The organism is Caballeronia arvi (genome assembly GCF_001544695.2).
GTDB classification, from domain to species: domain Bacteria; phylum Pseudomonadota; class Gammaproteobacteria; order Burkholderiales; family Burkholderiaceae; genus Caballeronia; species Caballeronia arvi.
On sequence record NZ_FCOM02000009.1, the window covers coordinates 157,556 to 181,059 of the forward strand.

General features: G+C 63.2%; 24 protein-coding genes and 1 tRNA gene. 11 read left to right on the plus strand and 14 right to left on the minus strand.

Annotation, left to right across the window (positions count from 1 at the left end; all coding sequences use genetic code 11):
- Window positions 1–82 precede the first annotated feature (82 nt).
- Entirely contained in the window at window positions 83–1,885 is a 1,803-nt protein-coding gene (nagE, locus tag AWB74_RS13565; protein ID WP_061147260.1) for an N-acetylglucosamine-specific PTS transporter subunit IIBC, read from the plus strand.
- Between the two features lie 130 nt (window positions 1,886–2,015).
- On the opposite strand, the gene rpoH is transcribed toward nagE, so the two are convergent.
- The gene (gene rpoH, locus AWB74_RS13570) at window positions 2,016–2,951 is read right to left on the minus strand and encodes an RNA polymerase sigma factor RpoH (RefSeq protein ID WP_061147338.1); all 936 of its coding nucleotides are present in this window, start codon (window positions 2,949–2,951) and stop codon (window positions 2,016–2,018) included.
- Between the two features lie 361 nt (window positions 2,952–3,312).
- On the opposite strand from rpoH, the gene AWB74_RS13575 reads away from it, so the two are divergent.
- Together AWB74_RS13575 and AWB74_RS13580 are read left to right on the plus strand one after the other, a co-directional pair.
- Entirely contained in the window at window positions 3,313–3,879 is a 567-nt protein-coding gene (locus tag AWB74_RS13575) for an acyloxyacyl hydrolase (RefSeq protein ID WP_061147261.1), read from the plus strand.
- Window positions 3,880–3,924: 45 nt separating this feature from the next.
- Entirely contained in the window at window positions 3,925–4,308 is a 384-nt protein-coding gene (locus tag AWB74_RS13580; protein ID WP_061147262.1) for a nuclear transport factor 2 family protein, read from the plus strand.
- Between the two features lie 15 nt (window positions 4,309–4,323).
- Here AWB74_RS13580 and leuA read toward each other — a convergent pair whose 3' ends face one another.
- Window positions 4,324–5,994, minus strand: a complete 1,671-nt coding sequence (gene leuA, locus AWB74_RS13585; protein WP_061147263.1) for a 2-isopropylmalate synthase — start codon at window positions 5,992–5,994, stop codon at window positions 4,324–4,326.
- Between the two features lie 415 nt (window positions 5,995–6,409).
- A complete protein-coding gene (gene ybiB, locus AWB74_RS13590; protein WP_061147264.1) occupies window positions 6,410–7,402 on the minus strand; it encodes a DNA-binding protein YbiB in 993 nt (330 codons plus the stop codon).
- A 340-nt stretch (window positions 7,403–7,742) separates the two neighbouring features.
- On the opposite strand from ybiB, the gene AWB74_RS13595 reads away from it, so the two are divergent.
- From AWB74_RS13595 to AWB74_RS13605, 3 genes are read left to right on the plus strand one after another with little or no spacing between them, the layout of a single operon-like run.
- Complete coding sequence (locus AWB74_RS13595) at window positions 7,743–8,441, plus strand: fumarylacetoacetate hydrolase family protein (protein WP_061147265.1); 699 nt, start codon at window positions 7,743–7,745, stop codon at window positions 8,439–8,441.
- On the plus strand, window positions 8,438–9,082 hold the full coding sequence (gene maiA, locus AWB74_RS13600; RefSeq protein WP_061147266.1) for a maleylacetoacetate isomerase: 645 nt from the start codon (window positions 8,438–8,440) through the stop codon (window positions 9,080–9,082). The genes AWB74_RS13595 and maiA overlap by 4 nt, the downstream gene beginning before the upstream one ends.
- Window positions 9,079–9,696: a LysE/ArgO family amino acid transporter gene (locus tag AWB74_RS13605; protein ID WP_061147267.1), complete on the plus strand. Its 618-nt coding sequence runs from the start codon at window positions 9,079–9,081 to the stop codon at window positions 9,694–9,696. The genes maiA and AWB74_RS13605 overlap by 4 nt, the downstream gene beginning before the upstream one ends.
- Window positions 9,697–9,729: 33 nt before the next feature.
- Here AWB74_RS13605 and ftsY read toward each other — a convergent pair whose 3' ends face one another.
- Window positions 9,730–11,004 carry a signal recognition particle-docking protein FtsY gene (ftsY, locus tag AWB74_RS13610; RefSeq protein WP_061147268.1) on the minus strand — a complete coding sequence of 425 codons (1,275 nt, stop codon included), beginning with the start codon at window positions 11,002–11,004 and terminating at the stop codon, window positions 9,730–9,732.
- A 231-nt stretch (window positions 11,005–11,235) separates the two neighbouring features.
- On the opposite strand from ftsY, the gene rsmD reads away from it, so the two are divergent.
- From rsmD to AWB74_RS13625, 3 genes are all read left to right on the plus strand, one after another.
- Window positions 11,236–11,862, plus strand: a complete 627-nt coding sequence (rsmD, locus tag AWB74_RS13615) for a 16S rRNA (guanine(966)-N(2))-methyltransferase RsmD (RefSeq protein ID WP_061147269.1) — start codon at window positions 11,236–11,238, stop codon at window positions 11,860–11,862.
- A gap of 111 nt (window positions 11,863–11,973) precedes the next feature.
- Window positions 11,974–12,480 carry a pantetheine-phosphate adenylyltransferase gene (coaD, locus tag AWB74_RS13620; RefSeq protein ID WP_061147270.1) on the plus strand — a complete coding sequence of 169 codons (507 nt, stop codon included), beginning with the start codon at window positions 11,974–11,976 and terminating at the stop codon, window positions 12,478–12,480.
- A 78-nt stretch (window positions 12,481–12,558) separates the two neighbouring features.
- Window positions 12,559–12,819: a YfhL family 4Fe-4S dicluster ferredoxin gene (locus tag AWB74_RS13625; RefSeq protein WP_061147271.1), complete on the plus strand. Its 261-nt coding sequence runs from the start codon at window positions 12,559–12,561 to the stop codon at window positions 12,817–12,819.
- Here AWB74_RS13625 and hisC read toward each other — a convergent pair.
- From hisC to AWB74_RS13665, 8 genes are all read right to left on the minus strand, one after another.
- Complete coding sequence (gene hisC, locus AWB74_RS13630) at window positions 12,816–13,883, minus strand: histidinol-phosphate transaminase (protein WP_061147272.1); 1,068 nt, start codon at window positions 13,881–13,883, stop codon at window positions 12,816–12,818. The genes AWB74_RS13625 and hisC overlap by 4 nt on opposite strands.
- A gap of 16 nt (window positions 13,884–13,899) precedes the next feature.
- Entirely contained in the window at window positions 13,900–14,502 is a 603-nt protein-coding gene (pth, locus tag AWB74_RS13635; RefSeq protein WP_061122384.1) for an aminoacyl-tRNA hydrolase, read from the minus strand.
- Window positions 14,503–14,642: 140 nt separating this feature from the next.
- On the minus strand, window positions 14,643–15,260 hold the full coding sequence (locus AWB74_RS13640; protein WP_061147273.1) for a 50S ribosomal protein L25/general stress protein Ctc: 618 nt from the start codon (window positions 15,258–15,260) through the stop codon (window positions 14,643–14,645).
- Window positions 15,261–15,410: 150 nt separating this feature from the next.
- Window positions 15,411–16,364: a ribose-phosphate pyrophosphokinase gene (locus tag AWB74_RS13645; RefSeq protein ID WP_061122386.1), complete on the minus strand. Its 954-nt coding sequence runs from the start codon at window positions 16,362–16,364 to the stop codon at window positions 15,411–15,413.
- A 50-nt stretch (window positions 16,365–16,414) separates the two neighbouring features.
- Window positions 16,415–16,491 (minus strand) — tRNA-Gln (locus tag AWB74_RS13650).
- 53 nt (window positions 16,492–16,544) lie between these two features.
- Entirely contained in the window at window positions 16,545–17,426 is an 882-nt protein-coding gene (gene ispE / locus AWB74_RS13655) for a 4-(cytidine 5'-diphospho)-2-C-methyl-D-erythritol kinase (RefSeq protein WP_061147274.1), read from the minus strand.
- Window positions 17,427–17,456: 30 nt separating this feature from the next.
- Complete coding sequence (gene lolB / locus AWB74_RS13660) at window positions 17,457–18,083, minus strand: lipoprotein insertase outer membrane protein LolB (protein WP_061122388.1); 627 nt, start codon at window positions 18,081–18,083, stop codon at window positions 17,457–17,459.
- Window positions 18,083–19,942 (minus strand): tetratricopeptide repeat protein, encoded by a 1,860-nt coding sequence (locus AWB74_RS13665; protein WP_061147275.1) that lies wholly within the window; start codon window positions 19,940–19,942, stop codon window positions 18,083–18,085. Before AWB74_RS13665 ends, lolB begins: the two co-directional genes overlap by 1 nt.
- A gap of 85 nt (window positions 19,943–20,027) precedes the next feature.
- On the opposite strand from AWB74_RS13665, the gene mutM reads away from it, so the two are divergent.
- Together mutM and mutY are read left to right on the plus strand one after the other, a co-directional pair.
- Complete coding sequence (gene mutM / locus AWB74_RS13670; protein ID WP_061147276.1) at window positions 20,028–20,858, plus strand: bifunctional DNA-formamidopyrimidine glycosylase/DNA-(apurinic or apyrimidinic site) lyase; 831 nt, start codon at window positions 20,028–20,030, stop codon at window positions 20,856–20,858.
- Between the two features lie 6 nt (window positions 20,859–20,864).
- A complete protein-coding gene (gene mutY / locus AWB74_RS13675) occupies window positions 20,865–21,926 on the plus strand; it encodes an A/G-specific adenine glycosylase (protein ID WP_061147277.1) in 1,062 nt (353 codons plus the stop codon).
- Here mutY and AWB74_RS13680 read toward each other — a convergent pair.
- Together AWB74_RS13680 and rapZ are read right to left on the minus strand one after the other, a co-directional pair.
- On the minus strand, window positions 21,923–22,555 hold the full coding sequence (locus AWB74_RS13680; protein ID WP_061147278.1) for an LON peptidase substrate-binding domain-containing protein: 633 nt from the start codon (window positions 22,553–22,555) through the stop codon (window positions 21,923–21,925). The two genes, mutY and AWB74_RS13680, sit on opposite strands and share 4 nt — an antisense overlap.
- Window positions 22,556–22,614: 59 nt before the next feature.
- On the minus strand, window positions 22,615–23,487 hold the full coding sequence (gene rapZ / locus AWB74_RS13685) for an RNase adapter RapZ (protein WP_061147279.1): 873 nt from the start codon (window positions 23,485–23,487) through the stop codon (window positions 22,615–22,617).
- Between the last annotated feature and the right edge of the window lie 17 nt (window positions 23,488–23,504).

The following is a 23,504-nucleotide window of genomic DNA, read 5'->3' on the forward strand; positions in this document are numbered from 1 at the left end:
TCCGTCCTTTGGCTGATTTCGTGGAAGCCTTTCAGCAAATCCCGAAGCAGTAACGACAAGACTTATATTTTTGGAGAACCCGATGTACGCCAATCCGTTTGCAAAGATGCAGCGCCTGGGCCGTGCCCTGATGCTGCCGATCGCCGTGCTACCGGTGGCCGGCCTGCTTTTGCGTCTCGGCCAGCCCGATGTCTTCAACATCAAGATGATCGCCGACGCAGGCGACGCGATCTTCACCAACCTGCCGCTGCTCTTCGCCATCGGCGTCGCGGTGGGCTTCGCGAAAGACAACAACGGCACGGCGGGTCTTGCCGGCGCGATCGGCTATCTCATCGAAGTGGCCGTGATGAAGGACATCAACGACAAGCTCAACATGGGCGTGCTGTCGGGGATCATCGCCGGTATGGTGGCCGGCTACCTGTACAACCGCTACAAGGACATCAAGCTGCCCGAGTATCTGGCGTTCTTCGGCGGCAAGCGCTTCGTGCCGATCGTCACCGGCGTCGCGTGTCTGATACTCGGCATTATTTTCGGCTACGTGTGGCAGCCGGTGCAGGGCGCGATCGACGCGGCCGGCAACTGGCTCACGACAGCGGGCGCACTCGGCACCTTCGTATTCGGCGTGCTGAACCGCATCCTGCTCGTCACGGGCTTGCATCACATCATCAACTCGCTTGCGTGGTTCGTGTTCGGCTCGTACACGCCTGTCGGCGGCGGCGCAGTCGTGCACGGCGACCTGCATCGCTTCTTCGCGGGCGATCCGACCGCAGGCGGCTTCATGACCGGCTTCTTCCCGATCATGATGTTCGGCCTTCCGGCTGCCTGTCTCGCGATGTTCCATGAAGCGCCGAAGGACCGCCGCGCGGTCGTCGGCGGCCTGCTGTTCTCGATGGCGCTGACTGCGTTCCTCACGGGCGTGACCGAGCCGATCGAATACAGCTTCATGTTCCTCGCTCCGGTTCTCTACGCGATCCACGCGGTGCTGACGGGCCTGTCGCTCGCGATCTGCTCGGCGCTCGGCATCCATCTGGGCTTCACGTTCTCGGCGGGCGCCATCGACTACGTGCTGAACTACGGCCTGTCGCAGCGCGGCTGGCTGGCGCTCGTGATCGGCGTGATTTACTTCGTCATCTACTACGGCCTGTTCCGCTTCTTCATCCGCAAGTTCAACATGGCGACGCCGGGCCGCGAGCCGGCCACGACCGACGCGCAAACTGATGTCGATACCACGGTCGAAGGCGGCCTGATCCCTCCGCTTCCGGGCTCGGTGGCCGTGTCCGCGTCGAATACGCGCGCTGCGAAGTACATCGCGGCGCTCGGCGGCGCGTCCAATCTGACGCTCGTCGATGCCTGCACGACGCGTCTGCGTCTGTCGGTGGCGGATACGGAGAAAGTGTCGGAACCGCAGTTGAAGAGCATCGGCGCGCGTGGCGTGCTGAAGCGCGGCGCGACCAGCGTGCAGGTGATCATCGGGCCGGAAGCGGACCTGATCGCCGATGAAATCCGCACCGAGCTCGAGCATTCGTCGACGCGCGGCGCGACGCCGGCATCGTCCACGCCGGCGCACTCGGCACAACCCGTGGCGGCGGCAACGAGCGTCGATCAGACGCCCGGCCCGCTCGATCCGGACCCGTTCCGCTGGCTCGCGGTGTTCGGCGGCGCGACCAATGTCGTATCGCTCGACGCAGTCGCCGCGACGCGCCTGCGCGTCGTAGTGCGCGATCCGTCGTCGGTGGATAAGCAGCGTCTGTCTTCGCTGGATGTGGCGTGGGTTTCGGCCGATACGTTCCACATCGTCGTGGGCGCGGCGGCGCAGCGTTACGCAGCGCAACTGTCGACGCGCCTGTCGGCCAACGGCGGCGGCGCTGCACCGATGCCGGCGTGATGCGGTAGTCGATGTTTCAAGCAAACGGCGCCTGCGGGCGCCGTTTGTTTTTCCGCGCAGAGCCAAAAGAAAAAGCCCGCCGTCTCATCGACGGCGGGCTTCGCAATTTCTGCGACGGCAACGTCAGGAATTACGCGTAGTCGTGCAGCGCCGAACGCATTTTCTTCATCGCGCTCGCCTCGATCTGGCGAATACGCTCCGCTGAGACGCCGAACTCGTCGGCCAGTTCGTGCAGCGTCATGCCGCCCGAACCGTCGTCCTGCACGTCGAGCCAGCGCGCCTTGATGATGCGGCGGCTGCGCTCGTCCAGCGACTCGAGCGCGTCGGCGAGGCCGTCGCTTTGCAGCTTGTCGAACTGGCGTGCGGCGATGACGTTGGTCGGCTCGTTGTGTGAGTCGGCCAGATAGGCGATAGGCGCGAACGCTTCCTCGCCGTCCTCGACCTGGCCTTCGAGTGCGATGTCGCCGCCCGACAAGCGCGTTTCCATCTCCGCGACTTCCTCGCGCTTCACGTTCAGCTCGCTGGCGAGACCCTCGATTTCATCCGGCGTGAACGCCGAATGGCTGCTCTTGTGGCTGCGCAGGTTGAAGAACAGCTTGCGCTGCGCCTTGGTCGTGGCGACCTTCACCATGCGCCAGTTGCGCAGGATGTACTCGTGGATCTCGGCCTTGATCCAGTGCATCGCATACGACACCAGGCGCACGTTTTGCTCCGGGTCGAAGCGCTTCACCGCCTTCATCAGACCGATGTTGCCTTCCTGGATCAGATCCGCGTGCGGCAGGCCGTAGCCCAGATAGTTGCGGGCGATCGACACGACGAGGCGCAGGTGCGAAAGCACGAGCTGGCGCGCCGCGTTCAAATTGCCGTGTTCGCGGAATTCGGTGGCGTACTGACGTTCCTCTGCCTGCGACAGCATAGGAATGCGGTTCACTGCTTGTATGTATGAGTCGATGTTGCCGATCTGGCCGGTCAGCATCGACGATTGTGCGTACGTCAGCGCGCCTGCCGAAGATCCCTTGGCAGGTGCCGAGCTCAAAACATTCGGAAGGGTCATCGCATGGGTCACGCTCATAAGCTCCTTATCAACAATTCGCGTGCCGCTTAATGGCGGCGCAAGTCAGACACGATCTTAGCACTCCGGTTCAGCGAGTGCTAAGTGTTAGAGCGAAGGGCAATGTGGGAGTTCCCACAAAAACTATCGTATTTGCGGGAGTGATAGGACAGACTGTTGCGTGTCGATGGGAAATACGTGCCGTTTCGGTGCTCGCTTTCGAATCGGTTACTTCTCTTGTGCGCTGCGGCGAAAGAAAATTCAACAAAATGCGGCGTGCTGTTGCGATTCCTGCAAATGTGTCAAAAGATCACTAGAATCGGCCAACAACATCCTCGATGAAAACACGCCCGTCTTGCGAGTAAATGGGGTGCTCATGCAGAAAAACAAGCTTTCCTGGCATCGCCCGCTGGTGCGCCTGTCTATTTGCGCGGCGCTCGGCATGGCGTCGGCGGCGGCACATGCCGACCGGTTCGGCGTTCAGATCGGAGGCGGCGTGTCCAACCGCGACTTCAAGAAAGCCGATCTCGGCCTGGTCTGGGACCCGAATCTGACGTGGTGGGAAATCGGCGGATATCACTTCACGCTGCTCGGCGAAGGGCACGTGGGGTACTGGCACTCCACCCTGGACTACGCCACCAACCCGGATATCTGGGAATTCGGCGTTACGCCGATGTTGCGGTTCGTGAAGAGTTCGGGCTACTTCCGGCCGTTCATCGAGATCGGCGTCGGTGTGCGGCTGCTGTCGCACGCGCGCATCACGCCGTTTTTCACAGCATCGACGGCATTCCAGTTCTCGGACGTGGTGGGCGTCGGCATGATCTTCGGCGAGAAGCAGAGCTATCAGGCGGGCTTTCGGTACCAGCATCTTTCGAACGCGGGTATCAAAGAGCCGAATCCTGGTATAAATTTCAGCCAGCTATATCTGCAATACAACTTCTGACGAGGCGCCGGCGCATCGGATCCTCGACACAAGGGGAATGGACAGATGCCGGCAAAAACCATTGAGGCCATACGCGGCCTCGAGCGCGATCGCTTCCGTGCGATGGTCGAGGGCGATGGCGTGGCGCTGGACGCGCTGCTGGCCGAAAACGTCAGCTACGTGCACACGAACGGCAAACGGGAGACAAAGCGTCAGTTCATCGACGCCATCACCGCGGGCCGGCGCCGCTATCGCCAGATCGAGATCCAGTCGCAGGATGTGCTGCCTGCCGGCCGCGATACGTGTCTGGTGTCGGGCCGCGCGCTGGTGGAAATGGAGTCGAAGAACGGCGCGCTGCTCTTTCCGATCGCCTACACCGCCGTGCATGTCCAGACCGAAGGCCAGTGGCAACTGCTCGCGCTGCAGGCAACGCGCGTGGCCCTCGAATAGCCACGCGCGCCGTCCTCAGGCTTCGAGGGCTGCCTCGTCCTGCCCCTGCCGCACGCTCTCCACGCTCTGCGCGATCCGTCCCGATCGATTCACAGCGCTCACGACCGCATCGGCGACCGCGAGCGCCGGATTCGCATGCACCGCGACGCCGAAGCGCGTCGGGCCATCGCCGACCCGGCAGCCGACGAAAGCCGCGGTGTCGCCGCTCGCCGTGACGGCCGTCTCGAACCAGTTGACGGTCGCATCGACATCGAGCGCCGCCGCGACCGTCCGTGCGTAGGCATCGCCGCTTGCCGCGCTCGCTGCGGGAGAAACCGCGACGCGCCTTCCGAACACCGCGAGCGTCGACGCATCGACGCGCGATACCGGTCCGCCCGCGTCGAAATATTCGCGCCTGAAGAGTTCGCAGATCGCTTCGCCGCTGATTTCGGCGCCGGACGTATCGGTCACTTTCTGAACGGCGTGGCTGAATTCGATCTGCACGCGACGCGGCGGCGTGAAGCCGAGCCCGCGTTCGAGCAGATACGTCGAGCCGCCCTTGCCGGACTGGCTGTTCACGCGGATGACGGCGTCGTAGCTGCGGCCGAGATCGGCCGGATCGATCGGCAAATAGGGCACTTCCCACACGGTGCCGGGCACGCGTTGCGCAAAACCCTTGCGGATCGCGTCCTGATGCGAGCCGGAAAACGCCGTGAACACGAGATCGCCCGCGTAAGGATGGCGCGGATGCACCGGAATCTGATTGCAGCGCTCGACGACGCGGCGCACGGCGTCGATATCGGAGAAATCGAGGCCCGGATCGATGCCCTGCGTGTAGAGATTCATCGCGAGCGTGACGAGATCGACGTTGCCGGTGCGCTCGCCGTTGCCGAAAAGACAGCCTTCGATGCGGTCCGCGCCCGCGAGCACCGCCATTTCCGCCGCCGCGACCGCCGTGCCGCGATCGTTATGCGGATGAACCGACAGCACGATGCTGTCGCGATAGCCCATGTTGCGGTCCATCCACTCGACCTGGTCGGCGAATACGTTCGGCATGGCGGCTTCGACCGTCGCGGGCAGATTCACGATCATTTTGTGATCGGGCGTCGGACGCCAGGTTTGCGCGACGGCGTCGCACACTTCGCGTGCGAACGAGAGCTCCGTCATGCTGAAGGTCTCGGGCGAGTATTGATAGATCCAATGCGTGTCCGGCCGTGCTGCTGCGCATTCCTTGATGATGCGCGTGCCTTCGACCGCCAGCGCCTTCACGTCTTCCTTCGACTGATTGAACACGATCTTGCGGAACGACGGCGCGATTGCGTTATAGAGATGCACGATCACCTTGCGCGCGCCCTCGACGGCTTCGAACGTGCGCTCGATCAGTTCGCGGCGCGACTGCACGAGCACTTCGATGGTCACGTCGTCCGGAATGCGCTTTTCGTCGATCAACTTGCGCACGAAATCGAAATCCGTCTGCGATGCCGACGGAAACCCCACCTCGATCTCCTTGAACCCGATTTTCACCAGCATCTCGAAGAACTCGAGCTTCGCCGCGATGCTCATCGGCTCGATCAGCGACTGGTTGCCGTCGCGCAGATCGGTGCTCATCCAGATGGGCGCCTTCTCGATCGTGCGGGTCGGCCAGCGGCGGCCAGTCAGACGGACTTGCGGAAACGGGCGGTATTTCTCGGCGGGGTTCGGCATCATGATCGTCGATCTCTCTTCGGACGGTTTGCGTAGCGCCTGCGAGAGAGTCCGTGTCCGGCGGCTGGCCGGGCGTGGCGGAATGCACGAAAGACCAAGCCGCGCGCGCGTTCACACGAATCACCAGCGACGGTGACGCCTGTGACCAACGTGAACGTGCGCGAAGCAGCGTGCATGTGACCCTCGCGTTTTCGTTTCGCGGGATGCGCGAACGAAAAGCTGACGACTACAGGTGGTAAGAAAAGGAACTACAGGACACTGCGGGAGGACCACGCGCTTTGCAGCGCGCGGCGCTACGTCTGGCGACTTACGCTAGACGTAGCGATAGGGGCCGCGCTAGGCGGCCCGAAATAATTCGGAGGGAGGAGGACTGGGTGAAGCTCATGCGTTCGACTTTAAACCAGCGTTGAATACCGTGTCAAATGGGGTTTGTCTGATCGGCGATCGGCTTTCGCACGGTTTCAGCGATAACTTCCACCTGGCGCGCCACTGCGGGCGGCACCGGCACGTCGCCGCGCAGCACGCATTCGATCCAGCGCGCGGTGGTCGCGGCATCGAGCGCTTCGGGAAGATCGATGTGCGGCGCGTGCGGTTGCGAGTGCTCCGGCGAGATCAGCGTTTCGACGCGGCCGTCGTGAAACCAGTCGACCTGGACCTGGCGGCGCGTGTCCGCAACGGCTTCGCCTTCGGTGCCGCGCGCGAGCAGCGCGCCGCCCGCCGCCGCGTCGGGATGTTCGGATAGCAATCCCGTCAGGCTCTCGCGATATTCCGGATGCGTGTAGTTGACGAGCCTCAAACCCGGGTCCGCGAACGGCTGAAGAATCTTCACTAGCGTATGCGTCGAGTTGCGCACGCCCATGCGTCGCCGGAGCGCGAGCAGGCGTGCGAGCTTGGGCGCCAGCACGGTGATCGGCGCGAAAGCGAGACGGCGAGACGCGAGGCTGTCTTCGATTTCATCGTGCGAAGCCGCGTGCGCGATGCCGAGTTCCGTGAAGATTTCAGCGCTCGTCACGCGGCCGGGATCTTCGATGACGCCGTGAACCAGCACCGGCACGCCTTCGCGCGCGAGCAGAAGCGACAAGAGCGGCACGAGGTTCGGCGTCTTGCGCGCGCCGTTATAGCTTGGAATCGATACGGGTCGCGCGTGCTCGCGTCCGTCCTGCACGTGCAGCGGCTCGAACGAGCGATGCGCGGCAGAAAGCATCGCGGCGAGCTCCGCCGATGTTTCGCCTTTCACGCGATAGGCGAGCAGCACCGCGCCGAGTTCGAGCTCGGGGACGCGGTCTTCGAGCATCGCTTCGTAGAGCGCGTAGGTGTCATCGCGGGAGAGGGCGCGTGCGCCGTTCGGCCCGCGGCCGATTTCCTTGATGTAGCGTGCACAGGCGAAAGTGGGGGAAGCGGATTCGGTCATCGGAAAGGGGATGCGTGGATCGGGCGCTCATTTCCGTAACGGGAGCGATGCCACCGCGCGTTTCAAGGTGCAGGAGGTTATTGAGTACCGCATTTGACGGGCGCTGGCAAGCTGCGGCGGCCGAACGTTTCGCGCGGATCTCGTCCTGAGCTTACGATCGAGCCGGTGTCACGCATCACAGCGAAGGCTCGGCGAAAGCTCGCAAAGCCGCGCCGCGCAAGCCTTGCAGGCCTCGCCACGATTTATGCGCGCGCGTTAAACTCGACTTTCTCGCCGGCCGTCCACGCCAGCGCATTCGTCCATCAATCTGTACATCAAAAAACAGCAACAGGAGAGCGGGATGAGTTACGTGTTTCCTCCGGCGCCGGCAGCGGCCGTGCCCATCGACGGTTCGAACGAGCAGTTTCCCGTGCGCCGCATCTATTGTGTCGGCCGCAACTACGAAGCCCACGCGCGCGAAATGGGCCACGATCCGGACCGCGAGCCGCCGTTCTTCTTCAGCAAGCCCGCCGATGCCGTGCTGTACGTTGCGCCGGGCTCGACGGGCGAATTCCCGTATCCGTCGCAAACGAAAAATTTGCACTTCGAGATGGAGCTCGTCGCCGCCATCGGCAAGCAAGGCAAGGACATTCCCGCCGATAAAGGGCTGGATTACGTCTACGGCTACGCCCTCGGCCTCGACATGACGCGCCGCGACCTGCAAGCCGAAGCGAAGCAGCTCGGCCGCCCGTGGGACACCGCGAAGGGCTTCGATCGCTCCGCGCCTATCGGTCCGATTCACCGCGTGTCGAAAGTCGGCCATCTGGAAAAGAGCGCGATATGGCTCTCCGTCAACGGCGAGGAAAAGCAGCGCTCGGACATCTCGCAACTGATCTGGTCGGTCGGCGAGACGGTCGCTTATCTGTCGACGCTCTTCGAGCTCTTCCCCGGCGATCTCATCTTCACCGGCACGCCCGAGGGCGTCGGCGCGGTCGTGAAGGGCGATTTGCTGAAGGGCGGCGTGGAAGGCATCGGCGAATTTTCGGTGCGCGTCGTATGAAGCTCTACAGCTATTTCCGCAGCTCGGCGGCGTATCGCGTGCGCATCGCGCTGAATCTGAAAGGGCTCGACTACGAGTACGCGCCGATCCATCTGCTGCGCGACGGCGGCGAGCAGCTCAAGCCCGCCTATCGCGCGGTGAATCCCGACGGCATCGTGCCTGCGCTCGTCGATGGCGACGACGTGCTCACGCAGTCGCTCGCGATCATCGAATATCTGGAGGAGACGCATCCCGAGCCCGCGCTTCTGCCGAAAAGCCCGTCCGATCGGGCGTTCGTGCGCTCGGTGGCGATGCAGGTCGCGTGCGAGATTCATCCGCTCGACAATCTGCGCGTGCTCAAGTACCTGAAGCACACGGTGAAAGTGCCCGACGAGACGAAGGACGCGTGGTACCGGCATTGGGTCGAGACCGGCTTCGAATCGCTCGAAAAGCGCCTCGCCGCCGATAAGCGGGTGGGCGCGCTGACTTTCGGCGACACGCCGACCGTCGCGGATCTGTGCATCGTGCCGCAGGTGTTCAACGCGCGGCGCTTCGGCATCGACGTGAGCCGTTTTCCGACGATCGAGCGCATCGCCGATCACGCCGATCAGCTCGATGCATTCCGGCGCGCCGCGCCCGCAGAGCAGCCGGACGCTGAATGACGGGAGATTTTGCGAGTTATCTGTCGGGCGCGGGGCTGGGCGCGAGCCTGATCGTCGCGATCGGGGCGCAAAACGCGTTCGTTTTGCGGCAGGGCTTGAAACGCAGACACGTGGGCATCGTCGTATCGATCTGCGCGTTCATCGACGTGCTGCTGATCGGGCTCGGCGTCGGCGGAATGGGCGCGCTCATCGCGCGTGCGCCTTTTCTGCTCGACGTGATTCGCTGGGCGGGCGCGATCTTCGTGTTCCTGTACGGCTTGCGCGCGTTTCTCGCGGCGTGGCGCGGGCCGGGGCATCTGAACGCGTCCGAGGGCGAATCGCAGACGGCGCTCGGCGCGGCGTCCACCGTGCTGGCACTGTCGCTGCTCAATCCGCACGTCTATCTGGACACTGTGGTGCTGCTCGGCGGCATCGGCGCGCGGCGCGGCTGGCCCGGCAATGCGTGGTTCGCGGCCGGTGCGATGTGCTCGTCGATCATCTGGTTCACCGTGCTCGGCTACGGCGCGCGCCTGCTGGAACCGTGGTTCGAAAAGGACGTGTCATGGCGCGTGCTCGATGTGATCGTCGGCTGCGTGATGTGGTGGATCGCGGCTTCGCTTGTCTTCGCGCGATGAAAAAAGGCGTCCACACGGACGCCCTTTTTAGCTTCAGCCGAGCAGCGCGTCTGAGAATTCTTCAGCGCTGAACGGCTGCAAATCCTCGACCTTCTCGCCCACGCCGATGAAATACACCGGAATCGGACGCTGCCGCGCGATCGCGGCGAGAATGCCGCCCTTCGCGGTGCCGTCGAGCTTCGTCACCACGAGGCCGGTCAGGCCCAGCGCATCGTCGAACGCCTTCACTTGTGCGAGCGCGTTCTGGCCCGTGTTCGCGTCGATGACGAGCAGCACTTCGTGTGGCGCATCGGGCATCGCTTTCGCGATCACGCGGCGCACCTTGCGCAGCTCTTCCATCAGATGCAATTGCGTCGGCAGGCGGCCGGCGGTGTCGGCCATCATCACGTCGATCTTGCGCGCGCGCGCCGCACCGACGGCGTCGTAGATGACCGCGGCGGCGTCGCCGCTTTCCTGCGCGATCACCGTCACGTTGTTGCGCTCGCCCCAGACCGTCAGTTGCTCGCGCGCGGCGGCGCGGAAGGTGTCGCCGGCGGCGAGCAGCACGGACTGGTTGAAATGCTGCAAATGCTTCGCCAGCTTGCCGATACTCGTCGTCTTGCCGACGCCGTTCACGCCCGCGATCATCATCACGAGCGGTTGTGCGCGCCCGAGCATCAGCGATTTCTCGAGCGGGCGCAGCAGATCGATCAGCAATTCGCGCAATGCCGCTTTCACTTGCGATGCGTCGGTCAGGCGCTCCGCGCGCACTTTCTCGCGCAGCGATTCGAGCAGGAATTCGGTGGCGTCGACGCCGGCGTCGGACATCAGCAGCGCCGTTTCGAGCTCTTCGTACAAATCTTCGTCGATCTTCGCGCTGACGAAAATGCCGGTCAGGTTGTTGCTCGTCTTCGAAAGCCCATGACGCAGGCGCGAAAGCCACGACTTCTTCGCGGCGGCATCGAGCGTGGGCGGCGGCACGATCTCTTCGCTCGCCTGGTCCGTTTCAGGCGCGCGCAGCCATTGCGACGATGTCCGGCCTTGCCAATATTCCTTCGATTCCTCGGAGCGAGGCGCAGCGGGGGCAGCGGGCGCGATGGGGGCGGCGGGTTTCGCGGCCTCGGGCGCAGCCGGCGCGGGTTCGGCTCGCGGCTTAGGCTTCGCTTCTTCCGCTGGCGCCTGTTCCGGCAGCGCGTCGGCGCCGAGCGCCTGCCGTTCCAGTTCGGCCTCGGAGATTTCTTCGTCCTCGGCCGCCTCGACGGATTCGTCCTGAGGCATGTCGAGCGGCTCGTCGGCCGGCTTTTTGAATCGTTTGAAGAAGCTGAACATGGATGTGTGACGATGATGCGCGTGTGATCCAGCGGCCCGTGCGCGCCTTCGAGTCGCTTCACGCGAGGTCCGCGCAGTGGGATAGGAGGCGCATATTTTATCAGGCGCCGCCGTCCGCGCCCGTGCGGCTCCCGGCATGGCGCGCGCGTGTGGTAACGTTGGCTTTCATTGCCTGCGCCGGCCGATCTTCAAGCAAAAACACCCGGCGTGCACGATTCCAACCATTCGTTTATGTCCCGCTCGTCCGCCACCCGAACCGCCTTGCCCAGCCACACGCCGTCGCGCGGAGGCAATCCGCACACGATCCGCATCATCGGCGGAGACTGGAAGCGCACGCCGCTGCCCGTGCTCGATCTCGACGGCCTCAGGCCCACGCCCGATCGTGTGCGCGAGACGCTCTTCAACTGGCTCGGCCAGGATCTGACCGGACAACGCTGCCTCGACATGTTCGCCGGCAGCGGCGCGCTCGGTTTCGAGGCCGCGTCGCGCGGCGCCGCGCGCGTGCTGATGATCGAGCGGAGCGCGAAGGCTGCGGCGCAGATGCGGGCGAATCAGACGAAACTCGGCGCCCGCAACATCGAGGTGGCGGAAGCGGACGCGCTGCGCCTCGCCGCCAGCCTCGCGCCCGGCTCGTTCGACGTGATCTTTCTGGATCCACCGTTCGGCGATCAGGCGCTGTTGCTGCGCGCGCTGGAAATCGCAGTGCCGCTCGCCGCGTCCGATGGCGCGATTTACGTCGAATGCGGCGATGCGCTCAATATGGCGGAGATCGACGCGCTGGCCGGCTGGACGGTCGTGCGCGAAGGCAAGGCGGGCGCCGTTCGCTATCATTTGCTGCGCCGCGAAAATGAGGAATAATGCGCGTTCCCCATTTTGACGCAGCCGAACGGCCGAAAAATGGGCAGGAAATGAGGCAGAGTTGGTCGTCGCAGCCACGCGGCCCAATGTAAATAGAAGAGGAGAAAGCTCATGGTTGTCGCCGTGTATCCGGGTACGTTCGACCCGCTCACTCGCGGGCATGAAGACATCGTCCGGCGCGCATCGAGCATATTCGATCAGCTCGTCGTCGGAGTCGCGGACAGCCGCGCCAAGAAGCCGTTTTTCTCGCTGCGCGAGCGGCTCGATATCGCGCACGATGTACTCGGGCACTACCCGAACGTGCAGGTGAGCAGTTTCACAGGGCTATTGAAGGATTTCGTGCGCAAGAACAACGCGCGTGTGATCGTGCGCGGCCTGCGCGCCGTGTCGGATTTCGAATACGAGTTCCAGATGGCCGGGATGAACCGCTATCTGCTGCCCGACGTCGAGACGATGTTCATGACGCCGTCCGACCAGTACCAGTTCATTTCGGGCACCATCGTGCGCGAGATCGCGCAACTGGGTGGCGACGTGAGCAAGTTCGTGTTCCCGTCGGTGGAAAAGCGGCTGATCGACAAAGTCACCGAGCTGACGCAGCAAGACCCCGCGGCGCCTTGAGTGTCGGGCCCGCGCGCTCATTCATCCGAAGCGCGCGGGCGTCATGCCGGTTTCGACACCGGCGCAAGAGAGTGAAGCATGTCCCTGATCATTACCGACGAGTGCATCAACTGCGACGTTTGCGAGCCCGAGTGCCCGAACGACGCCATTTCGATGGGTCCCGAGATCTACGTGATCGACCCGAACAAATGCACGGAATGCGTCGGCCATTTCGATGAGCCGCAGTGCCAGCAAGTGTGCCCGGTCGAGTGCATTCCGCGCGACCCGGCGCACGTCGAAACGCCCGAGCAGTTGCTGGCCAAATATCACGCACTGATGGCGGCGAAGGGTTCTTCCTAAGCCAGTATCTCGCCTAGAGCCGCGACGAGCGCGTCGCATTCGGACGGCGTGCCGATCGAGATGCGCAAATGCTGATCGATGCGCGGCAGCTTGAAATGGCGCACGAAAATCTCTCTCGTCTTGAGCGCGGCCGCGAGCGTCGCGGCATCGTGTGCAGAATGTCGGGCGAACACGAAGTTGGCCGCGGACGGCACGACGTCGAAGCCTAGCGCTTGCAATTGCCCGATCAGCTTTTCCCGGCTCGACACTACTTTCGCGCAACTATCCTCGAACCACGCCCGATCCTCATACGACGCCAGCGCTGCGGCTTGCGCGAGGCGATCGAGCGGATACGAGTTGAAGCTGTCCTTCACGCGCGTGAGCGCTTCGATCAGCGCCGGATCGCCGAACGCGAAGCCGACCCGCATCCCCGCCAGCGAGCGCGCTTTCGAAGTCGTCTGCACGACGAGCAGATTCGGATACGTATCGATCAGATTCACGGCCGACTCGGCGCCGAAATCGACGTACGCTTCATCGACAATGACAGGCGCATCCGGGTTGGCCTTCAGCAGAACCTCGATCTCCGAAAGCGGCAATGCGCGGCCCGTCGGTGCGTTCGGATTCGGCAGCAGCACGCCGCCGTTCGGCGCGCGGTAATCGTCCACATCGATGGCGAAATCGGAATTCAACGGCACCGTCTCGTACTCGACGCCGTACAACTGCGCGTACACCGGATAGAAGCTGTAGGTGATGTCGGGAAAGCGGATCGGCTGGTCGTGCTTGAGGAGCGCCTGGAACGCGTGCGCGAGCACTTCGTCGGAACCGTTGCCCGCGAACACCTGCTCGACGCGCAGCCCGTGATGCTTCGCCACGGTTTCGCGAAGCGCGCGCGCGGTCGGATCAGGATACTTGCGCAACGACGCGCCATCCTCGCCGAGCTCGCGGCGAATCGCCTCGACGACGCGCGGCGACGGCGGATACGGGTTTTCGTTCGTGTTCAGCTTGACGGGATGCGCCAGCGCGGGTTGCTCGCCCGGCACATAAGGCGTCAGTCGATGGACGATATCGCTCCAGAAACGGCTCACTTTTTTCGACTCCAGATCAAGAGTTGCGGTGCAGGTTCATCACGGCGCGCTCGGTCTCGCCGGCGACGACGAAAGGCATCACGGCGAGCGCGCGCTCGATCGACTGATCGATCACATCCTGTTCCTCACGGCGCGGCGGCTTGAGCACGAAGTTCGCGACGTCCGGTTTCGCGCCGGCGCGCGCGCCTTCGGGAATCAGTTCGCGCGGATGCCCGATGCCGATGCGCAACCGCCAGTATTGCTGCGACGACAGATGCGCGGAAATGTCCTTGAGCCCGTTATGTCCGCCGCTGCCACCGCCGAGCTTCATTTTTACGGTGCCGGGCGGCAGGTCGAGTTCGTCATGCGCGACGAGAATCTCATCGGGAAGAATCTTGAAGAACTGCGCGAGCGCGACCACCGATTGTCCCGAACGGTTCATGAAGGTCTGCGGTTCGAGCAGATGGATTTCGTGACCGTGCAGGCGTCCCTTGCCATAGAAGCCGTGGAAGCGGCGTTCTTCGCGCAGCGTCGCGCCGGCGTCGCGTGCGAACTGGTCGACGAACCAGAAGCCCGCGTTATGCCGCGTCGCGGTGTATTCGGCGCCCGGATTGCCCAGGCCGACGATCAGCTTGATCATTTCAGTTTCGTCTAGTGCGAAAAAAACCCGCCGGGCTTGCGCTCCGGCGGGTCACGTCGACCGTTCCTGAGAACGAATCGAGAGGATAGCGTATTTCCGCGTGCTTATTTGCCCGCTAATTTTCGAGCTTGTCTGCCAGCTTACTCGGCAGCCGGCGTTTCGCCTTCAGCAGCTTCGCCCGCTTCCGACTGGACAGCAGCCGGAACGGTCGCCGATGCCACCACCGGGTTTTCCGCTTCGACCGAGACCGTCAGGCTCACGCCCTTCGGCAACTGGATGTCCTTCGCGTGCATCGTCTGGCCGGCTTCGATCTTCGCCAGATCGATTTCGAGGAACTCGGGCAGGTCTGCCGGCAGGCATTCCACTTCCAGTTCCGTCACGACGTGCGAGATCACCGCGCCCGACAGCTTCACGGCCGGGTTGGTTTCCTGGTTCATGAAGTGCAGCGGCACCTTGGTGTGCAGCTTCTTCTTCGCGTCGACGCGCTGGAAGTCCACGTGCAGCACGAGCTGCTTGAACGGGTGGTATTGCACGTCGCGCAGCAGAACTTGTTGCGACTTGCCGGCCACTTCCAGATCCAGAATCGACGAGTGGAAAACTTCTTTCTTCAGGGCGTGCCACAGGGCGTTGTGGTCGAGTTCGACCAGTTGAACGTCCGTTTCACCGCCGTACACGATACCCGGGGTCTTGCCCGAGTTACGCAGGCGGCGGCTCGCACCCGTACCTTGCTTGCTACGCTCGAAAGCGACGACTTTCATGTTTGACTCCTCTATCTGCCCGCGACCAGGCAGGGAAACCGGGATCATCGAAAAAGTGTGATCCCAAAACAAACGATGCGAACCTTCGTCCGTTCGCATCGATCATGCAAAAACGCGAAGCCCGAGCTCCGCGTTTCTTGCTTAATGCTTTTAACCTTCGGCGAAGAGCGACATCACCGAGTCGCCGCGCCGGATTCGAGAGAACGTCTCCGCGAGCAGACCCGCGCTCGACAGCGGACGAATCTTCGGGCACGCGAGCGATTCGGCGGACAGCGGAATGGTATCCGTGACGACGAGCTCGTCGAGTTCCGACGACGCGATGCGTTCCGCCGCGCCACCCGACAGCACCGGGTGCGTCGCGTAGGCGAAAACCTGCTTTGCACCGCGCGCCTTCAGCACTTGCGCCGCCTTGCACAACGTGCCGGCGGTATCGACCATGTCGTCCATGATCACGCAGGTGCGGTCTTCGACTTCACCGATGACGTTCATCACCTCGGCGACATTCGCCTTCGGACGGCGCTTGTCGATGATCGCGAGGTCCGTGTTCAACTGCTTGGCGAGCGCACGCGCGCGCACCACGCCACCGACGTCAGGCGACACGACCAGCAGATGATCGTGGTTCTGCTTGCGCAGATCGCCGAGCAGGACGGGCGTAGCGTAGATGTTGTCGACAGGGATGTCGAAGAAACCTTGAATCTGGTCGGCGTGAAGGTCCATGGTGATCACGCGATCGACGCCGGCAATTTCCAGCATGTTCGCGACGACCTTCGCCGAGATGGCCACTCGCGCGGAACGCGGACGGCGGTCCTGGCGCGCATAGCCGAAGTAGGGAATAGCTGCGGTGATCCGGCCTGCGGATGCGCGCTTGAGCGCATCGACCATGATCATCAGTTCCATCAGGTTGTCGTTCGTCGGAGCGCAGGTGGACTGCAGAACGAATACGTCTTTGCCCCGAACGTTTTCCTGAATCTCGACCATGATCTCGCCGTCTGAGAAGCGGCTGACCATCGCTTTGCCGAGAGGAATTCCAAGGATTTTGACGACTTCCTGTGCAAGCGCGGGATTTGCGTTGCCAGTAAAAACCATCAGGCCGTCACTGCTCATCGTGCACCTGTCTGCGGCTGGAAACGAGAGGAAAAACGCGAGAAAAGAAATGGCAGGGGAGGAAGGACTCGAACCCTCGCATGCCGGAATCAAAATCCGGTGCCTTGACCAACTTGGCGACTCCCCTACACAAACTTTGAGTTTCGCCGGAAGTGTAGGACATGCCCGGCAAAACAAAACCTATGACGCGAAAGCGAAGAGAGGATGAGAATCCAGACTTGCCGTTACCACGCTCTTCCAGCTTGCCGGCAGTTTGGCTTGCGCCATTTCCGCTTCGGCCTGGCTTTGAAAGGCAGCAAACACGCTTGCTCCAGATCCGGTCATTCGCGCCGGTGCGAGATTGGAAAACCACTCGAGCACCTTTGCAACTTCCGCGTACTTTCCTGCAACTACAGCCTGCATGTCGTTTCGACCGAAGCTGTCTGGCCAGTTTGTGTCTGACCTTTGCTCTGCAAGAAAGTCCATCATTGTGACGACTTTCGTATTCCGTGTCAAGCTTTTCTCGGAGAAAATCGCCGCGGTCGGGACGTGAGCATCGGGCGCTACCACCAGGAAGAAACGTTTCGGCAGATCGACTGCCTGAAGCGCCTCGCCCACACCTTCTGCGAATGCATTTTGTCCGAAGACAAAAAACGGCACGTCCGCGCCGAGTTGCAGGCCGAGATTCTGCAGAATCTCACGCGAAAGATCAACACCCCAGAGACGATTCAGCGCTAAAAGTGTTGTTGCCGCGTCGGAACTGCCTCCGCCGAGGCCCGCACCCATCGGCAGGTGCTTGTCGATCTCGATTTCTACGCCGAACTTCGTGTCCGTGTGCTGCTGAAGCAGGCGCGCGGCACGCACGATGAGATCGTCGGCTTCAGGCACGCCTGGCACGTCCGTCTTGCGCGTGATGACGCCATCGTCGCGACGCGTGAAGTGCAGCCGGTCGCCCCAGTCGAGCAACTGGAAGACGGTCTGCAGCGAGTGATAACCATCCGGACGGCGGCCCGTGATGTGCAGGAAGAGGTTCAGCTTCGCGGGCGCGAGGCAGTCACGGAGCGATTCGGTCGATGAGGCCATACGTGATGCTTGGAAACGAATGCGGCAAAGTTATTGATCGAGCACGAGCTTGATGTCGAGCGGCGGTTCGTTGCGCACGAGATTCACGCGCTTGACGCCCGTGGCAGGCGCATCGGCATAGGCGAGGTAGTCGATCGTCCATCCGTCCTGCTTGATTTCCTTCGGACGGCCATTGGACGATTCGGGATCGAGCGTAGTCTGCGCGCGCGAACTCGGCGCGGCGGACGGCTGCAGCCAGTAGCGCAAGCCTTCCACCGGCAGCGCGAAACCGAGCGTGTTTTGCATGAGCTGCGATACGTTGTCGGCGCTCATCGGTTGCCGGTTGGGTAATTCGAGCGTCGCGAGCGACGGCGACGACGTGACGATCGCCATCGTCTGGCCGAGCGGATTGCGCAGTTGCAGCGTGACGGTATCGCCCGTTTCCTGCCAGTCGAAGTTGCCGTATGCGTTACGCTGCACGCCGTTCTGGTCGTTGTACTGAACGGCGAAACGTCCGTGATACGCGCGGCTCGTCTGCGTGGCGAGGGAGGTGCTTGCGTTCGTCGTCGTGGGTACGCGCGGCTGTACCGCGCAACCGGACAGGATCAGCGCAGCGAGCGCCGTGAAGCCGAGCGCGCCACGCCGGAGCGACGCGCCGTTGAAGAACTCGAATGCCATCAAAGGTCGTTTACCTGGAGTCGTTTTAGCGTTTTGACGAGCGTGTCGTTATCCGGTTCGAGCTTCTGCGCCTGCCGCCAGGTGGCGCGCGCCTGATCCTGCTGCCCGGACTTCCACTGGACCTCGCCCAGATGCGCGCCGATTTCGGCGTTCGGCTGAAGGGTATAAGCGTTCTTGAGAATCTTCTCCGCTTCGGCCGAATTGCCCTGACGGAAGCGCGCCCAGCCGAGGCTGTCCATGATGAACGCGTCGTTGGGCGCGAGCGACACGGCCTTTTCGATCAGCTTCACGGCCTCGTCGAGCCGTTGATTGCGATCGACGAGCGAATAGCCGAGCGCGTTGTACGCCTGCGGATTGTTCGGCTGCGTGCGCATGAGCGTGCGCAGCTGAGCCTCCATGACGTCGTAATGGCCGTTCTTCTCCGCTGCCATCGCGTAGTCGTAGATGAGGTCGGGATCGTCCGGGAACGCGGCCACGGCCTTCGCGAGATTCGCTTCGGCTTCCTTGTAGCGATGTGCCTCGAAGAGAATGGCCGAGTCGGTGCGCGCGAGCAGCGCGAGATCGCGCGGATCGGAACTTTGCAGACTGCCGATCAGCGCCCGGGCGTCGTCGACCTTGCCTTGCTTCGCGAGCAGTTGCGCGCGCGTGATCTGCGCGGGCAGATACTGCTGGCTCGTGCGCGGAATCTTGTCGAGCCACTGACTCGCGGCGGCGTCGTTCTTCTGCTCGAGCGCGAGTTGCGCAAGATAGATGTACGCCTGGCCGGGGTCCGCGCCTGGCGTGCTTTCCGCCGTCTTCGCGTAGAGATTCAGAAAGTCCTGCGCCTTGTCGAACTGCTTCTTCTGGATGTTGATGAGCGCGAGCGCCATCAACGGCGTCAGGTCTTTCGGATCGTTCTTGCGCATGATCTCGAACTGCTTTTGCGCATCGTCAATCCTGTCGGCCGACAGATACAACTGCGCGAGCGCGAGCCGTGCGTCATGCGATTTGGGATTCTTGTCGAGATATTTCTCGAACGAGGCGATGCCTTCCTTGCGCTCGTCCGGGCCCATGCGCGCGAGCGTCAGCGCGGCGGGAAGATAGTCCGGCTTGAGTTGCAGCGCCTTTTCGAGCGATGCCTTCGCGCCCGGCGGATCATCGGCGACCAGTTGTTGCCGCGCGAGCGCGAGCTGCGTCTCGGGCCGGTCCAGATCGTTTTTCGTCAGATCTTTGAGCACGTTGAGCCCGCCGATGCGATTCGGTCCGCGCGCGAGCAACGTCTGCAACGACAGGATGGCCTCGCCGCGCTGCTCGGGCGATACCTTGGCGAGTTCACGCTCGAGCGTGGGCTTCGCGTCTTCGGGCTTGCCCGCGACGATCAGCAGCGATGCGCTCAATTGCGCCGCGCGCTCCGAATGCGGCGCGAACTGCTGCCAGAGTTGCGCCGACGTGAGTGCATCGTTCGGGCTTTGCGCGGCGATCGCGATTTCAGTTGCACGCTGCGCGAAACGCGGATCGTGCGTGTCGCGGGCGAGCGCGAGATAGGTCTGGAATGCGGGCGCGGGCTGGCCGCGCTGCAACGCGACTTCGGCGGCCAGAACCTGAAACACGATCTGGCTGGACATCGAGACGTTCGGCAAGTCCTGCTTCTCCGCGCCGCTCACCGGCGCGGTCAGCAGATCGGCCGCGCTTTGTGCGTCGGACTGCTCATCGGCACTCGGAACGGGCGTCGCGTTCGGTTCCTGAGCGTGCGCGGGCGCGCACGCCAGCGCGGCCATCGCGAGCGCAATGGCGCCAGCGATTCGCGACATTGGCACGGCGAACGAATGCGTCGAGCTGACCCGACGCTTCGCAAACAGCTTCATGACGAACGAGTTCATGGAAATCCAGACGATGTTTCGGTCGATTGTAACGCGGTCGCTAAAATACCGGCACACTCGTCCCAGCAAGACGCTCTCCAGAAAAATGCCCGAACTGCCGGAAGTCGAAGTCACCCGCCGCGGAATCGAACCCTATGTCGCCGGACGCCGCGTCGAGCACGTCGACGTGCGCACGCCCGCGCTGCGCTGGCCCATCCCGAAGCATCTTCCGAAGACGCTCGATCATCAGAAGATCGAGAAAGTCGAGCGGCGCGGCAAGTATCTGCTGTTCGAAACCGCCGAGGGCTGGCTCATCGTTCATCTCGGCATGACCGGCACGCTGCGCGTGTTGCGTCACGTGCCGAAGCCGCCCGAAGCGGCGAAGCACGATCATGTCGATATCGTGTTCGACGACTTCATCCTGCGCTTTCGCGATCCGCGTCGCTTCGGCGCGATCCTCTGGCATCCGCGCGCGGACGGCGACGTGCTCGATCATCCATTGCTCGCGGGCCTAGGCGTCGAGCCTTTCTCGCCGGAATTCTCCGGCGCGCTGCTGTTTCGCGAGACGCGCGGGCGCAAGGTGTCGGTGAAGCAGGCGTTGCTCGCGGGCGGAATCGTCGTGGGCGTGGGCAATATCTACGCGTCGGAGAGTCTCTTTCGCGCGGGCATCCGGCCGACGACCGCCGCCGGGCGCATCTCGCTCGTGCGCTATGACCTGCTTGCGGACGCCGTGCGGGTGACGCTCGCCGCCGCCATCGAGAAGGGCGGCAGCACGCTGCGCGACTTCGTCGGCAGCAATGGCGAATCGGGCTACTTCCAGCTCGACTATTTCGTCTATGATCGCGCGGGCCTGCCGTGTCACGTCTGCGGAACCGCTATCAAACAGATCGTTCAAGGGCAGCGTTCGACTTACTTCTGTCCGCGCTGCCAGCGCTAATTTCCGATGCTCGCTCTTACAGATTTTTCGTCGCGCCTCATCGCGTGGCAACGCATTCACGGCCGCCACGACCTGCCGTGGCAGAACACGCGCGACGCATATCGCATCTGGCTTTCGGAGATCATGCTGCAGCAGACGCAGGTCTCGACCGTCATCCCTTACTACGCGCGCTTTCTCGAACGCTTTCCGACGGTGACGTCGCTCGCCGATGCGCCCATCGACGACGTCATGGCGCTCTGGGCCGGGCTCGGCTACTACTCGCGCGCGCGCAATCTGCATCGATGCGCGCAGACGGTGGCGCACGAACTTGGCGGCACGTTCCCGCAGACCGTCGACGAACTCTCGCTATTGCCCGGCATCGGCCGTTCGACGGCGGCGGCGATCGCGTCGTTTGCGTTCGGCGCGCGGGCGACGATCCTCGATGGCAACGTGAAGCGCGTGCTCGCGCGTGTGTTCGGCGTCGAAGGCTTTCCGGGCGAAAAGAAAGTCGAAAACGCGATGTGGGCGCTCGCCGAATCGCTTCTTCCCGATGCCGCGAACAAGGAAGACGTGACCGCATACACGCAAGGCCTGATGGACCTCGGCGCGACGCTCTGCGTGCGCGGCAAGCCGGATTGCGCGCGTTGTCCGTTCGCGTCGGATTGCGTGGCGAAAGTCGAAGGGCGTCAGCGCGAATTGCCCGCTGCGCGCCCGAAGAAAGCCGTGCCGACGCGCAAGACATGGATGCTCGTTCTGAAGGACGGCAATTCGATCCTGCTGCAGAAGCGTCCGTCGATCGGCATCTGGGGCGGTCTGTGGAGCCTGCCCGAAGCTGCGGACGAGGCTGCGCTCGTCGAAGTCGCGCAGAACCTCGGCGCCGATGTGCATTTGCAGCGTCTAGCGCCGCTATCGCACGCGTTCACGCATTTCAAGCTGGATATCGAGCCGCGTCTGGCTGAAGCGCGCTGCGCGCCGCGCGAGTTGATGGACACGGAAACGGTCTGGGCGCCGCTTTCCCGCATCGATGCCTACGGCGTGCCCGCTCCGGTGCGCAAGCTGATCGATGCGCTGACCGGCCCGCTCATCTAAAGCAGTTGATGGTGCTGCATGTAGTGATGCACCACGTCGATGCGCGCACCCGCGTCCATCAATTCCATGAGCTTCTGGCGCGCGCGCATCGGGATCGGCAGGATTTCGGCGAGGCGGTTCGACACCCACGTCGGATCGTCATATAGGAACGGCTCGACGAAAGGCAGGTTCTGCGGCTCGCGTTCCTTTATCGTGTCGACGATCCGCTCAAGCACTTCCGCGCACGCGCCGAACTTGGCGAGCGCCTCGGCGCCTTGCAGCGGTTGATCGTCGCCCAGCAACTCCGCCGTGCCGACGAGCAGATTGCTCGGCTCCACGCGATGATCCGTCAGTCTGAAGCGCTCGGTCCCGCGTGCCTGGACGAGTAGAAGGCCGAAGGTATCGACATCGCATTCCGAGATTTCGGCGAGACAGCCGATGTGCTCCGGCACCGAAGGATCGCCCGGCGACGCGACCTCGTGCCCGCTTTTCAGCAGGCACACGCCGAACGGCGTCTGCTCGCGCAGGCACTCGCGCGCCATGTCCAGATAGCGTGCCTCGAAGACTTTGAGCGGCAGCAGGCCGCCCGGAAACAGCACGGTGTGAAGCGGGAACAGCGGCAAGTCGGCCAAAACGGGATTCGCGGACATCGCGCCCCTCCAGAGTGGACCGCCGGCGCGGCGATCAGGTTCGCGTGTGAGGCGCGCTGTCACCCAGCCGGGATGGGCGCGTCACGATGCCGCACGATCACATTTGCCGTCTCGCAAAAGCGCGCGGCGAGCGCCTCCGCGATGAACACCGAGCGATGCTGGCCGCCTGTGCAGCCGATCGCGACAGTGAGATAGCTACGGTTGTCGTCGCGAAAACGCGGCAGCCATTTGCCGACGAATGCGCCGACGTCGTCGATCATCTCGCCGACCAGCGGTTGCGCGGTCAGAAAATCGATGATCGGCTGATCGAGGCCCGTGAACGGACGCAACTCGCGGTCGTAATACGGATTGGGCAGCGCGCGCACGTCGAACACGAGATCGGCGTCGAGCGGCACGCCGCGCTTGAAGCCGAACGATTCGAACATCAGCGTGAGATCGGCGGCGTCCGTCTCGACGAAGCGCTTGACCCATGCGCGCAGCACGTTCGAACGCAAGTTGCTCGTGTCGATCTGATGGCCGTATTCGGCGAGGCCCGCGACCAGTTCGCGCTCGCGTTCGATGGCCTCGGCGAGCGAGTTCAGCACGCCGACATCGGCCTCGCGCATCGGCGGGCCGGAGAGCGGGTGGCGGCGGCGCGTCTCGGAGAAGCGCTGGATCAGCGACTGCGTGCTCGCGTTCAGGAACAGCACGCGCAGATCGTAGTCGTGCGAAAGCGTGTTGATGATGGCCGGCACTTCGTCGAGCGAGAGGCTCGAGCGCGCGTCGATCGCGACGGCGAGTCGTGTCTGGCCTTCCTTCGCAAGATAGGCGGCGAGTTCGGGGAGAAAGCGCGGCGGCAGATTATCGACGCAGTAGTAGCCCCCGTCTTCCAGGGCGTTCAGCGCAACGGACTTGCCGGAACCGGAGATGCCGGTGATCAGGATGATACGCATGGGTTTTCGGGGTTCGC